This window comes from Pseudoalteromonas sp. KS88, from assembly GCF_004766475.1.
Lineage (GTDB): Bacteria > Pseudomonadota > Gammaproteobacteria > Enterobacterales > Alteromonadaceae > Pseudoalteromonas.
The window spans coordinates 61,487-74,844 of the sequence record NZ_PYHV01000017.1 but is presented as its reverse complement, the minus strand read 5'-3'; the positions used below and the strand labels follow the sequence as shown (position 1 = coordinate 74,844).

Genomic DNA, 13,358 nt, shown 5'->3' with positions numbered 1-13,358 from the left:
GTAGATGAAGTGCTTGGTTTATTTCCTGTATGGTTTTCGACTTAACGTACTTTGGTGATAACAAGGGACTTTAATAGTGGAGAACGAGTTAATTATAAAAATTTTTATTCACTGTGACACAATCGTGTTTTATCACCGACTAATTAAATATCTAACCAATTGGTAATATGCAAATACAGATGCGAAAACAATTCGAACAAATGATTATCAACAACCAAGGTCGCATACGTTACATTGCTTCCCGATATAGTCATGACGGCGAATTTGACGACATGTATCAGGAAATATTACTGCAGCTTTGGAGAAGTTTCGAGTCGTTTAGCGGCGAGTCGAAACAAGAAACGTGGGTTTTTAAAGTGGCATTGAATACGGCTTGCACATTTGTAAGGGCAGCAGTGAAGCAAAAAGAGATTAAACAGTCTCCATTACACCAATCAATACAAGCGCTTCAGCCTACGCAGGACAGCTGCCAAGCAGACATTCTTAATCGATTTATGGATGGGCTGAGTGACATAGATGCGAGCTTGCTGATGATGTACTTAGATGGGCTATCTTCGGACGACAGCGCCAAAGTGCTTGGTATTAGTTCCAATGCCGTTAGGTCGCGTATTAAGCGCATTAAAAATGAATTTGAAACCAATTACATAGGAGATTGATATGAAGCTAGATGATTTAAAGCAAGACTGGCAACAAGCCATTGAAACCGAATCAACTCCTGATAATTTAACTGAGGTGATTGACATGATTGAGCAACAAACCACTAAGATTGATAAGGAGATTAAACGTCGCGATTTTCTCGAAATTGGAATTGCAGTATTTCTTATCCCGGTTTGGATATGGGGTCTATTAAATTCGGCAAGCACGATGCAAAGTATTGGTTTAATCATCGCGATTGTCGCTTGCATATACATCCCATATCGACTGATATCTGCAAAAAAAGTAAACGCTAAGAAAAGTGACAGCGTTAAGGACTTTTTAGTCCAAGAAAAACAAAAAATTCAGCAACAAAAACAGATGTTGGAGTCGGTTGTATGGTGGTACATAGCACCGCTGACGGTTGCAATTTTACTCATCACGTTAGGTGCAAAAGTGAACGAACAAGGTATTCCTCAAATAGCGTTGGGCATGGTTTGGTATTACGCTTGTGTTGGTTTGCTGGTTTTGGGTGTGTACTTCTTAAATAAACGTGCTGCCAAAAATAAGTTTGCCCCATTGTTAAAGAACATTGAGCAACGGTTGGCAGAAATGAGCTAACTAACCAAAGCCAGCTCATTCTTTTCTAACTCTCTAATTCATAAACCTTTAATGGCGCTTTGAGCGACTTGTTGAGCAAGTCGCTTCGGGCAAATGCGGCCAAAATTGACTAAGGAATTTCGACCATGAACAACAAAGAAACAAACAGCAAACAACAAAGTAATAAGAAAGCTTCTTCTTCGACGATTATTGTCGTCTTGATCACATTAATAATTGCGATAGCCTCTGGTAGCTCATCGGCTGCAAATGCTGAACTAGAAAAGGTGCTTAAACACAAAGTAGAAACTGAAAAACTGAGTGTTGGGATCGCCGTTGCCATCATCGAAAACGGTCAAGTGAGCTTTATTAACGTTGGTGTTGCAAACAAGGAAACGGCTCAAGAAATCGACCAGAACACCTTGTTTGAAATTGGCTCTGTTAGCAAAGTAATGACATCTACGGCACTTGCGACCTTTGTCGACGAAGGCACGTTAAAACTATCCGATCCCGTTCAAAACTATTTGCCTAAGTCAGTCAAGTTACCAATGAAAAATGACAAAGCCATCACGTTTGAGTCTTTGGCAAGTCACCGTTCGGGTTTACCTAGACTTCCAAGTAATATGCAGTTTAGTAACCCGTTAAATCCATATGTAGATTACACGACAGAAATGATGTACGAGTTTCTTAATCAATACACCTTGCCTCGTGAGGTAGGTGAGTCACCAGAATACTCAAACCTTGCAGTTGGTTTATTAGGGCACACGCTTGCTAAAATTGATGATATGAATTACGAGCAAATGTTGATGCAACGTGTTCTAAAGCCATTAAAAATGAAGAATACCTTTGTTGAAGTGCCTAAATCTGCATTGACAAGAAGAAGCAAAGGGCACAACGGAAATCTTGAGACTACCGACTATTGGCAACTACCAGCAATGGCTGGCGCAGGTGCTGTTGTTTCAGATGCTACTGACATGGCACTTTATTTAAAAGCCAATATGCAACAAAACGAGTTAGCGTCGGCAATCAAATTGACCCACCAGCCTACGGCCGAATTTGGAAACTCACTTACTAGAGTGGGACTAGGGTGGATCATCCAAGGCACAGCGGACGGTGATGTTTATATGCACAATGGTCAAACTGGCGGATTCGCTTCGTTTATTGGCTTTAATCCTACTTCGCATAAAGGAATCGTCATTTTATCGAACACTTCTATATTAATGGATGAGGTAGGGTACAGTTATTTGACGAATTCTTTGGCATCTTTAAAGCTAACGACGCCTGTAAAAGTGGCTGAAGTAGAGTTAGCAAAACTGATTGGGAGGTATGAACTGGTACCTGGCTTTATATTGTCGATAACTCACGATGGGGATAAGTTATTTGTTCAAGGTACAGGGCAACCAAGACTGCCTCTAACTGCCAACTCAATCAACGAGTTTGTAAATAATGCAGTAAAAGCGAGGATACAATTTGAGCTTGATGCTAATGGCATAGCAACGTCACTTACTATGTATCAAGGTGGTCAAACACTTCCTGGCAAAAAACTAAAATAGAAAGATAGTTATTTGCAGCTCAGAGCTTTTCATTTTGCGCCTTTTTACAAGGCGTCTTTTTCTTACTTGGTTTTATCCTTAAACTTACACAAATCTTCAATAATACGAGCGCCACATTTAGGCTTGTGAGCAACACAAGTGAAGCGACCGTGCAAAATGAGGCAGTGAAGCACATCGACTTTAAATTCTTTCTGTACAACTTTTAGATGTTTCTGTTCAGCCTCTACTACATTTTTTACCCATCGCAAATTTAGTGCGATTGGATACGCGGTCGATATGGGTGTCGACAGCTATTGTAAGGCAGCCAAAAGATAATGAAAGTAGATAAAATAAGAAAATTAGACTTCACTGATTGAGCCCTTCATAAAGGAATGTGCTCTGTAGCGTTTAATTAATCTATTATGTTGGAGAGGGAGTATTTGTATTTTTCTTTAAATTTAGGAAGTAAATTCGTTAATTGGTTACTTATGTCACTTTCTAAATGGCCAATACTTTTGTGGATTGTATGGTGGATAGTTACCTTACCAAGTTGAACTAAATTAAATTTTTCTTTAAATAGGGGGAGTGTATCTTCATGCTCTAAATAAATTAAATAATCAATTCTGTCTATTTTTAACATTTGTAGCAATGTGGCTGCATTTTCTATCGTAGCGAAATTGAACTTTAGATCTAAGCTTTCAGTCAGATGCTTTGTGCCTTTCGCTGCAAATACGCGATTCTGTTCACTCATTGCCGTGTCGATATCACAAGTTACTTTTTTATTGCAAAGTAAATATAAAATAGCATTACCTAATGGAGGAGTTAATTTTATCAAACTTTCTCTAGTATCTATAGCGTATGATAACCGTGCAACATCAGCTTGAAACATTCCTTTTTCTAATTCCTTCAAACCGCGCCCCGATGGCATAGACACAATCTCTATATCAAAGCCAAGGCTGTTATAAACTTGACTAATTAAAGGCCAATAAAAGTAAGCTTTGGGGTGATTGGGTGATGAAACAGAAAGTTTTTCTTTTTGAGCGGTTACAGTTGGAGTAACTAGAACAGCTATAAGTATTAGCAAATGTGAAAATGATCTAGTTAATTTGCTTATTAGACTCAACTTTGTGTTACCCCCCATTTTTTTGCCTTTAGAACAATAATCCAACTATTTAAATAATAGGAGACATTCGCTTTTATTGCCAAATTATTTTGTGGCGAGTGTACAAAATTCAAAGCTAGAAAGGGGAGTTAAGTCTTTAGAGTGGAGGCACTTATACAAAACGCTTAAACCAACCATTACTAATTTAAATTAGTCTAATATATCGGTGACGCAGTAGACCAATAAAAGCTTTACTCCGTTTTATCTTTAAACTCACATAAGTCTTCGATAATACAGCTGCCACATTTAGGTTTGCGGGCGGTACACATAGCGGCCGTGTAGAATCAACCCGTGGTGCACTTCTACTTTAAATTCTTTCTGCACGACTTTTAAAAGTTTCTTTTCAACCTCTACTACGTTTTTACCCATAGCAAACTTGGTCCGAGTGTAACAGATGCAAAAATTGAAAAGATAACCACGGAGATTAAATATTCCATAAAAGCTCCTGTACGGCCTATATTATTAATTACAGTTATATTTGACGTTAGAAAGGGTTAGGTTATTTTTCCGTTACTAAAATAATAAGCGATGAGGCCTAAGGAGTTGATCAACCCATGCGCAATGATCAGTGGGAATAATTTTCGACCGTTATATAAATATACTAAAGCGAAAATGACAGCTACAACACCCGTGCTAATAATTCCTGGTATACCTTGAGATATATGAAGCATACCAAAAATAGTCGCGTGCAAGATAACGGCTGAAAGAATGCCTGCTTTCCTTTCTCCAAATAACGACATTAGGTTGTTCAATAAAAAACCACGCATTAATAGCTCTTCACCTATCGCTGCACCAACCCAAATTACAACTAGTAAATATATGGCTAAATACAAAGGATTACCTAATAAGAATTCAAACCTATCGGTAGAGCTTTTGGGTATGGTTACATCAAGGGCACTTGAAATAATCGGAACTACTGCTGCCATAAATGCGAGCACTATCACCACTATTAAAATGGCAATGCCTATAGACTTGAACAAACTTCTCCCATCAGTAGGTAAGTTAAATCCGCGACTTTTCCATGTGATGTCTTGTTTCTTCATAAAGTATGTTGCGACAAATATTCCACACCACATTGCGATTGAACCCGCACCAATAACACTTAACCTGTCTGCGATGTCTTTAACGAGTAACATTACGCCTAGGACTACAACAACTTCAAAAATTGTTTGTTGTTTCGAAGTTAACTTTATCATTATCAAATTTTTCCTACTATTGCCGAGTTTTAACTTTTCGGTGGTATTGTATTGGCCTATTAAAATAATGGTTTAGTCCTTATTATTTAAATGATAATATTTAATTGATTTATTAGTAAAAGAGATAATTGGTTTCCAATGGCATTACATCCGGCAACGTTAACTTGTCTTCAAGTATTTAGCGCAATAGTTGAAGAGGGTGGTTTTAGTAGGGCATCCGAACGGTTGGGGTTGACGCAAAGCGCGGTAAGCCACCGAATAAAACAATTGGAAGAAATCACAGGTGTAACACTTATTAATAGAACAACGAGATATATGAAGGTGACTGATGTTGGCCAACGTTTATATAATCAGTCTCGACTGAATCTTGTTGAGCTAGAGCGTACATTATCCAGTTTGAAAAGCATGTCTGAAGCTCCTTTAAGTTTAACCACTATATCGTCATTAGCGACCAAGTGGTTGCTACCTAAACTCAATGAGTACAACCAAGAACACCCTAATCAGCCATTATCGGTGCTAACTGATGATAAAATTATCGACTTAAATTATGAAGGCATCGATGCCGCAATACGCCTAACCGATATTAACGATCCTGCTCTGCATATGACCTTTATTTGTGATGAATGGGTTTTTCCCGTAGCAAGTGGTGCTATAGCTAAAGATGAAAATATTATTGCTCAACCAAACCTGTTATTAGATTTTCCTTGGCTTATAGATGTTATTGCTGAAAAAGGAAGTGATGAAAGCTCTTGGAAAGGTTGGCTCAGCAACCAAGCACTAGGTTTTCCTGACAATCATAAGAAGCAAAGCTTTAACCGAACTGACATTGCACTTCAGGCAGCGGCGGCGGGGCAAGGAATTGCCATCGCTAGAGCTAGTTTAGTTGAAACAGATATGTTGGAAATGAAACTTTTTAAACAAGTAGGACGTGCAGTAAAGATGAAATATTCATATTATTTCGTCTGTTCTCATGAAAAGGCAGATCACCCAGTGATAGCCAACCTTAGAGATTGGATATCAAAAGAACTCAAGGCATCTGTGAGCAAAGTTAAGCAGCAACTTATTTATTAAAAACATTTTACGTGAAATAAAAAATGTGTAATTAACTAGGGATAGATAATTGGCATGTGTGTAAATGCGTTAGCATTTAATAGTCCAATAAGTCGGTTGCATTAAGCTTTAAGCATAACTCCAGAGTACTCATCTTTCAGCTTGTGTAATTAAAGTGAACCTAGTTATTCACTCTGGTCTTTAAACTCTCACAAATCTTCAATAATACAAGCGCCGCATTTAGGTTTACGTAAGTATATAGGCCGTGAAGAATAAGCCAGTGATGAACATCGACTTTAAATTCTTTCGGTACAACTTTTAGACGTTTCTGTTCAACCTGTACTACGTTTTACCCATAGCAAATTTAGTGCGATTGGATACGCGGTCGATGTGGGTGTGTAAAGCGATAGTAGGCCAGCCAAAAGATAATTAAAGTAGGCATTGTGACTGACTCAATTTTTAGATCTGCTTTTAGCCAAAAGCTGAGCTTGACTCTTGAGTTACTAAAATCAGTTCAGCAGAGCCTAAAATCGACAAAATGCCTTTATGAAATAAATCGCAACCTAATCTAAGACCTGGCCTCTGCTAGTTTATGAGGCTAAACCAATCTGTTAGCTGACTATCAGTTTCAAATACACGAGAAAGTTATATTTAACGAAAAGTAGCAAAACGCGTTTTATTTAATTACTAGAGAATACATCGAAATTTCGATTCTTCGTATAAGCATATACAAGAGACATTTTTGAAATATCAAATCTGGATGGTAATTGGTCTGCCAAAATATCAATTTTCTTCGTTTGTTCTGAATACCTTTTTATTGCGTTTTTTTGTCCTAATGCTAACCAGAACCATTGTTCACCATACTTCTTAATATTTAAAGAACGATGAGTAATTAAGGAAATATCATCAGTCGGAATATTTGTATCTATCGTTCCATTTGGTCCTGATTTCACAATATTGTTTTGGTCTACCCAAATAGTGTTTCCAGAATTACTTGCATGCTGGACATATTTCCAATTAGGGGATTCAATTGATGAAATTTCACTCATTAAGTCATAAATGTGAACTTGCCATTTACCTTGTTTCTTCATGCTAAAACTAATTTGTTGATCTGTTTTGAACGATACAGCGCGCAGTTCCTGCTCTGGTAAAGGTAATTTGGTGACTTTAAAATCAGATAAATTAACATAAAATATACTATTGATACCCAGCGCTATTAGCGCTTGGCCATTTGGAGAAAACTTCAAATCGAAGTAGTGATTTTGGTGATCAAAGTTAGTTAGCTTTAAGCGCTTTTCTGTCACAACATCATAAAGCCATATTTGTTCACTGCCTGTAGCTTCACTTATATAAGCTACTGCTTTACCGTTTGGAGAAAATGCTGGTAGCCTGTCACTAACACTAGCATTTGCAATAGTTTTGCTGTTCCCATTAATTAGATCTACAAGTTTAATATCTTTGTTATGCCTACCTGCAACATATAAATAGTCCGTGCCGTTACTATGTCTGTAGGGTCTTACGATTTGTTCACTGGCAGAAAAAATAATTTCTTTTTCCTTACCAGATAAATCATAGCTAGCCAATTGATATGATGGGAAACCATCCATAAGGACAATTCTGTCTCCTTGGTGAGACCATATTCCGCAGCAAATATAAGCATTTTGCTTGAACAGTAAATTAAGTTTTTCACTATCTAAATCAAGAGAGTAAAACCCTACCCACTGCTTTTCATCAGGCGATGAAATGAGAAGCTTGTTTTTTGTTGGGTGGAGATCAAATTGACTATTTCCTGCCAGATGAACACTCGGCTGATTTAATCGTGTTTTTATTTTGGTTTTAAGATTTAACTCAAATAATTCATAGGGTGTACCAGCTCCTTTATTTTCTGAAAATACAACTGTATTCTTATCGTGGGTATACGACATCCCCCCATAACTTCCTTTATTACAAGTATAAATCAATTCTGGCTCTTCTAATTGCAGACCATTGACGGCTCTAGTGTAGTATTGGCAAGTATTGACACTAGTTACCAAGTAAACTATTTCTTTACCGTCTGGGCTCCAACTCGCAGGACCAACATCTGCATCATTACTATGTTGCACATATACTTTCTCATGACTTTTTAAACTTTTGATGACAAGGTTAATTTGGTTGTCTGATGTAATCGACATATAGCTAATTCTAGTGCCATCAGGAGAAATCGAAGGTTGAACTTCATTACCGGCATCAGTGGTAAGAACAATTGAACCTGAAATTTTAATGTCTTTATCTATTGTTAGCTCAGAACTAGGTTTATCTTGAACAAGTAGGAACCAAGAACAAAATGCAGCAATTAACAGAAAAGTTGCTAGTAACAAAAGTTTTTGATTACTTTTTCTAATTATTTCGCTGCTTCGATCAGCATGTATTTCGATCAAAGGTTGTTTTTCTTTATAATCAGCTAAAGGTTGAACATTAGCGATAAACTTGTAACCTTTTTTTGGAAAAGTAGCGATAAAGTTAGGCTTTCTTGCATCATCTAGAAATACTTTCCTGAGCTTTGTGATAATCCTAGTCACAGCATTATCGGAAACAATGCGGCCTTGCCATACATATTCAATTAGTCGGTCTTTACTAATGATTTCATTCGGATGCTGACAAAAGTAAACCAAAAGCTCTACCATCATAGGTTCTAACTGGCTCGAACCATCCTCAGATAGCAAAGTCTGCTTTTCGTCACAAAAAATATAATTATTAATTTGCCAACGCATATAAAATATTTTAACAAAGGTAAGTATTTGAAAATTAACATACATCCTCCATTTAGTCACATAAAATCATAACAAATCACAAGATTGTCACGACTTATTTTCACCATTCCCTTAACTTCTTTTCGCAATCTAAATTTATTGAACTAAAAAGCAGGTAACTATGAATAAAGCGTCTTATCTATTGGCCATTGCAGCTTCTATTTCTCTAACGTCCTGTTCTGTGAGCGGTACAGAAAGTGAAGCGACATTAAGGGCTGCGAGTGTTTGTTTTTCAACTAACTCAAGTGCAGATATTAAAGCTCAATTTGAAAACGGTATCGTGTCGAAAACGATATTCACTAACAAAGAGGAATCTTTATCTAGCATTGAAGAACGGTTAGAAGATCTTAATATTCCTTCACTTTCATTAGCTGTAATGAACGGTGGTATTATCGAGTGGTCTGCTATTTATAATTCACCATCAAACAAAGCGCTAATAGATTGTAATACACGTTATCAAGTGGCTTCATTATCAAAGCCTGTCACTGTCATGGCTGCGATCCGTATGCAATCAAATGGGTATATCGATCTAAATGAAAATATCGAAAACTATTTAAAGAGCTATAAACTGCCAAAAGGCAAGCAAACGAAGAGTGCGCCTATTACGATTAAAAATACCTTAGATCACTCTTCGGGGATTAATTCTGGAGGCTTTTTAGGGTATCAACAAGGTTCACCTATACCATCTGATATTGAAATATTAAAAGGTAATAAGCATTCAAATTCAGCACCTTTATCTGTTGTTAGTAAACCAGGAGTGCAACTTGCTTATTCAGGAACAGCATATACGTTAGCTCAAGTTGCATTAAAGGATATATTCAAAAAAGATTTTTCCAGCATTATGGATAAATGGATCTTGTCGCCGTTGGGGATGGAAAACTCCAGTTATCGTTCTCCTGATATATCTTCTAAAAATCAACCAAACTCAAAAATACACGCAATTTCAATTGCTAAAGGGCATGACTCTGATGGTAAAGAAATAGAAGGTGGTTGGAGAGTTCATCCTGAACTAGCCGCCGCTGGAATGTGGAGTAACGCCAATGATATGGCTACTTTTATGCTTGAAATATACAAAGGCTACCTAGGCAAGAGTACTTTGTTTTCTCAATCAGAGATAAAGCAAATGCTTGAAAATGAAAAAGATGGCCACGTTTATGGGTTTATTTTAAACCATGAAGGAGATGACATTACTCTCACCCATTTTGGCGGTAATGTGGGTTACCGAGCTGGCATGACTATTAGCTTAAAAACGGGAGATGGCTTAGTTTATTTACTTAATTCTGACAATGGTGCAGCGTTAGGAAATCAATTAATGATGACCGCATCAAAACTGTACGATTGGTCCAGCTTTAAACAAATCATCAAAACCAAACGTGAAGCCAAGATAGAGATATTGAAGTCTCTAGTAGGTAATTACTTGTGGAACGAGCAACTAGCGTTATCCATTAGTTATGAAGATGAACATCAACAGATTTCACTGCATTTCCCCAATGGTGATCAATACAAACTCACTCCTATAAAAGGAGTTGGTAAATCCTTTATACATCAGGACACTGCCACACTTGTCTCTTTTAACTCATGGGATAAAGAGACTGAATTTACTGTATATGGACAACGAGCTGTAAGAATGAAATAACGCCAACACGCCTCGTTAACAATGAGCGTGAATGACACCCGAAAGCAATTTACTAAAAGGAAAAAAAGATGAAAACACTAACGGCGATAATACTAACATTACTGTTACTCACGACAAATGCGACAGCAGAGCCTAGAAAAAAAATATTAATAGTTGCCTCTAATATGATTGATATGGGCGATCCTGAAAAACACGACGCAAGAAATAATTTATGGGAATTCGCTCCGCCGTATCATATTTTTGTTAGTCATGGATTTGATGTCGACTTTGTATCACCTCAAGGTGGAAAGATTGAGTTTATGATGGATCCTCTCGGTATTAGTAGTTACACCATCAAGTATGAAGGTTTTCTAGAAAAAACGAACAGTTCATTATCGCCTGCTCAAACTGATCCAAATGACTACTGGGGAGTATTCATCGGTGGTGGTTACGGGGTTATGTTTGACGTTGCAGAGAATAAGGAAATACATTCGATTATAAGCCGGGTATATGAATCAGGTGGTATTGTTGGTGTCGGCGGTCATGGCTCAGCAGGTATCGTAAACGTAAAATTATCGAACGGTGAGTTTTTGGTGAAAGAAAAAAAAGTGGCCGGTTTTCCTAACTCTACCGAAAAATCTAAATCATGGGCAAAGCAAGGGACACTTTTGCCTTTTCTTATTGAAAGTCAGTTAAATAAAAATGGCGCTATCGCTCAGAATAAGAAAACACTAAAAGATAAACATGCAGTGGTAGTAGACCAACGAATAATCTCAACAATGTTCTTGCCTCCAGCAGCAATTGTCGCAAAAGAAATGATTTTATTGAAAGAAGCTAAATAAAGCGCGATGACGAAAGTAGCCGATGCTAATTAGCAATGCGCTCGATTTTAGCTTCTTCTAATTAAATACAATAAGGAAAATGTATGGTTAACCCATTTAAAATATTAAACTTTTACAGTATCGTAATTACCAGTTTGATGTTAAACATCGATGCACACGGGCAGGTTGGTGGTAGTGCGGGCTACGACAGTTCTTTACGAGCAATTGAACCTAAAAATATTACCTTTAATGCCGGACTCGCTGGTTCCTCTTCGCCTCAAATAGGTAGGCTTATAGTCGCGAAAAGTCACAGGCGCGTAATTTACAGTCTAACGCCAAATTAAACATCGTTAATTCTCTTAGGTTATTTGCCAGCTCTAACCTTATTCTAATTGACCATATATCTTCGAGTTTTAGAGAAAGTTTTGACTAACTAGTTTGCCTTTATTCCAGCAAGGTTTTCGTGAAGTTGATTTGCTGTCGACAATGATAGTGCTCCTTTCATGAAGGGACTATAAGAATGGCTGGGAGCACTGAATTTATTAATAGCAGACATTGTGCGTATGTAATTAAGGAATGCTTCACTTAGCCAGTTTCGGACATTAGTTTTTGAGTTACTAATGGCAGCTCAGAGCTTGAAGCGGACATCGCTCTTTTGTGATGCCATAATCATGCTAATGATAATATTAAACCAAGATTTCAACTTATTTGTGACGCGGGTTCAAGCTCATTGCAGCCGTAACAATTTGCGTTTTTAAAACAAAAAACGACTATTTTAGTAATTTCGCTTTCCTTGATTCTAATTTTTAATTACTAGGGGCTATGTAAGTAATACCTGTCTTTATGTCAGTGATACTTGACACCTATCAACTTTGATGTAATGCTTACCTTACATTATGTCATGAGATGGTGACATGATTAGATAGTTGATTAACGATAGCAAGGTAAAGACCGGAGATTAAAATGAGTAATGAATTAGATAAAAAGGAAAAGAAGTTTCTAGTCAAATTTATGTTGCATATAGCGATGTTTTTAGCGGTTTTAGCGATATCAGTAGTAATGAATGAAACCAATAATTTGTCTATATACAGCACTGGATTCCTCGCAATGTCTCCTGTAATTCCTGTGATATTTTTATTGCGGCTGGTGGTAAATCATTATAGGTCATTAGATGAATACATCCAGAGAGTAATGGGTGAAAGTTTGCTTTGGGCTGTAGGTGTTGTTGGCTGTGTGGCAATGGCTTATGGCTTGCTGGCAGAAATGGTTGAGGTGCCAAGCTTTAGCCCCGCCTTTATGTTGCCAGCAATAGCAGTCATCTTTGGTGTAGCGCAGTTTATTAAACTATCGAGCGATACCCATGAAGAATAGGTTACGGGTACTTCGTGCAGAAAAAGGCTGGTCTCAAGCAGATCTTGCTGAAAAGTTAGGAGTGTCACGTCAAGCCGTGAACGCTATAGAAACAGGGAAACATGATCCTTCTTTAACTCTTGCTTTTGCTCTTGCGGATGCTTTTGGACAACGCATTGAAGATTTGTTTTTGCACAAAGAGTAAATCTTAAACAATATACCTTCTTTAGGCGAACTGTCGTCGTTATTCTGTGCGAATAATGCAGTCTGCTTTGTCGGAGAACTTGTCGTTAGATAAGCCAAGGCTAATGTCAGCAGTCGTTTCAAAGTAGACAAAAGTTATTCTGTCTTATCTTTAAACTCGCACAAGTCTTCGATAATGCAGCTGCCACATTTAGGTTTGCGGGCGGTACACACATAGCGGCCGTGTAAAATCAACCAGTGGTGCACATCAACTTTAAACTCTTTAGGTACTACTTTTTCGAGCTTTTGTTCTACATCATCGACGGTTTTGCCCATGGCAAGTTTAGTACGGTTTGAAACACGGTAAATATACGTGTCCACGGCTATTGTCGGCCAGCCGGAAGATAAGTAAGGTAGTTGTCTGGTTGGA

The 13,358-nt window shown here is 37.6% G+C and carries 11 protein-coding genes and 5 pseudogenes; 8 read left to right on the top strand and 8 right to left on the bottom strand.

Annotation, left to right across the window (positions count from 1 at the left end; all coding sequences use genetic code 11):
* The first annotated feature begins 179 nt into the window (after nucleotides 1-179).
* The 3 genes from C7Y70_RS10995 (at nucleotide 180) to C7Y70_RS10985 (ending at nucleotide 2,783) form a co-directional block, all read left to right on the top strand.
* Nucleotides 180-656 (top strand): RNA polymerase sigma factor, encoded by a 477-nt coding sequence (locus tag C7Y70_RS10995; RefSeq protein WP_135474960.1) that lies wholly within the window; start codon nucleotides 180-182, stop codon nucleotides 654-656.
* A 1-nt stretch (nucleotide 657) separates the two neighbouring features.
* Nucleotides 658-1,254 (top strand): hypothetical protein, encoded by a 597-nt coding sequence (locus C7Y70_RS10990; RefSeq protein WP_135474959.1) that lies wholly within the window; start codon nucleotides 658-660, stop codon nucleotides 1,252-1,254.
* Between the two features lie 125 nt (nucleotides 1,255-1,379).
* Nucleotides 1,380-2,783 carry a serine hydrolase gene (locus tag C7Y70_RS10985; RefSeq protein ID WP_135474958.1) on the top strand — a complete coding sequence of 468 codons (1,404 nt, stop codon included), beginning with the start codon at nucleotides 1,380-1,382 and terminating at the stop codon, nucleotides 2,781-2,783.
* Nucleotides 2,784-2,845: 62 nt separating this feature from the next.
* Here C7Y70_RS10985 and C7Y70_RS20660 read toward each other — a convergent pair.
* The 4 genes and pseudogenes from C7Y70_RS20660 to C7Y70_RS10965 form a co-directional block, all read right to left on the bottom strand.
* Nucleotides 2,846-3,107 (bottom strand): annotated as a pseudogene (locus C7Y70_RS20660) (endonuclease III); the annotation flags it as partial.
* 67 nt (nucleotides 3,108-3,174) lie between these two features.
* The gene (locus C7Y70_RS10975) at nucleotides 3,175-3,903 is read right to left on the bottom strand and encodes a hypothetical protein (protein WP_135474956.1); all 729 of its coding nucleotides are present in this window, start codon (nucleotides 3,901-3,903) and stop codon (nucleotides 3,175-3,177) included.
* Between the two features lie 212 nt (nucleotides 3,904-4,115).
* Nucleotides 4,116-4,308: pseudogene (locus C7Y70_RS10970) on the bottom strand (endonuclease III); the annotation flags it as partial.
* 110 nt (nucleotides 4,309-4,418) lie between these two features.
* Nucleotides 4,419-5,120, bottom strand: a complete 702-nt coding sequence (locus tag C7Y70_RS10965; RefSeq protein WP_135474955.1) for a CPBP family intramembrane glutamic endopeptidase — start codon at nucleotides 5,118-5,120, stop codon at nucleotides 4,419-4,421.
* A gap of 138 nt (nucleotides 5,121-5,258) precedes the next feature.
* Between C7Y70_RS10965 and C7Y70_RS10960 the strand changes: the two genes are divergently transcribed.
* Nucleotides 5,259-6,191: a LysR substrate-binding domain-containing protein gene (locus C7Y70_RS10960; RefSeq protein WP_135474954.1), complete on the top strand. Its 933-nt coding sequence runs from the start codon at nucleotides 5,259-5,261 to the stop codon at nucleotides 6,189-6,191.
* 188 nt (nucleotides 6,192-6,379) lie between these two features.
* Here the strand turns inward: C7Y70_RS10960 and C7Y70_RS10955 are convergent.
* Together C7Y70_RS10955 and C7Y70_RS10950 are read right to left on the bottom strand one after the other, a co-directional pair.
* A pseudogene (locus tag C7Y70_RS10955) lies at nucleotides 6,380-6,596 on the bottom strand (endonuclease III); the annotation flags it as partial.
* A 254-nt stretch (nucleotides 6,597-6,850) separates the two neighbouring features.
* A complete protein-coding gene (locus tag C7Y70_RS10950; RefSeq protein ID WP_167850810.1) occupies nucleotides 6,851-8,920 on the bottom strand; it encodes a winged helix-turn-helix domain-containing protein in 2,070 nt (689 codons plus the stop codon).
* Nucleotides 8,921-9,080: 160 nt separating this feature from the next.
* Between C7Y70_RS10950 and C7Y70_RS10945 the strand changes: the two genes are divergently transcribed.
* Together C7Y70_RS10945 and C7Y70_RS10940 are read left to right on the top strand one after the other, a co-directional pair.
* The gene (locus C7Y70_RS10945; RefSeq protein WP_135474952.1) at nucleotides 9,081-10,595 is read left to right on the top strand and encodes a serine hydrolase domain-containing protein; all 1,515 of its coding nucleotides are present in this window, start codon (nucleotides 9,081-9,083) and stop codon (nucleotides 10,593-10,595) included.
* Between the two features lie 68 nt (nucleotides 10,596-10,663).
* The gene (locus C7Y70_RS10940; protein ID WP_135474951.1) at nucleotides 10,664-11,416 is read left to right on the top strand and encodes a type 1 glutamine amidotransferase domain-containing protein; all 753 of its coding nucleotides are present in this window, start codon (nucleotides 10,664-10,666) and stop codon (nucleotides 11,414-11,416) included.
* 285 nt (nucleotides 11,417-11,701) lie between these two features.
* Here C7Y70_RS10940 and C7Y70_RS20655 read toward each other — a convergent pair.
* Nucleotides 11,702-11,883, bottom strand: a pseudogene (locus tag C7Y70_RS20655) (integrase); the annotation flags it as partial.
* Between the two features lie 475 nt (nucleotides 11,884-12,358).
* On the opposite strand from C7Y70_RS20655, the gene C7Y70_RS10930 reads away from it, so the two are divergent.
* Nucleotides 12,359-12,766: a hypothetical protein gene (locus C7Y70_RS10930; RefSeq protein WP_135474950.1), complete on the top strand. Its 408-nt coding sequence runs from the start codon at nucleotides 12,359-12,361 to the stop codon at nucleotides 12,764-12,766.
* Nucleotides 12,756-12,950 (top strand): helix-turn-helix transcriptional regulator, encoded by a 195-nt coding sequence (locus tag C7Y70_RS10925; RefSeq protein ID WP_099295831.1) that lies wholly within the window; start codon nucleotides 12,756-12,758, stop codon nucleotides 12,948-12,950. Before C7Y70_RS10930 ends, C7Y70_RS10925 begins: the two co-directional genes overlap by 11 nt.
* Nucleotides 12,951-13,084: 134 nt before the next feature.
* On the opposite strand, the pseudogene C7Y70_RS10920 reads toward C7Y70_RS10925, so the two are convergent.
* Nucleotides 13,085-13,327: pseudogene (locus tag C7Y70_RS10920) on the bottom strand (endonuclease III); the annotation flags it as partial.
* Between the last annotated feature and the right edge of the window lie 31 nt (nucleotides 13,328-13,358).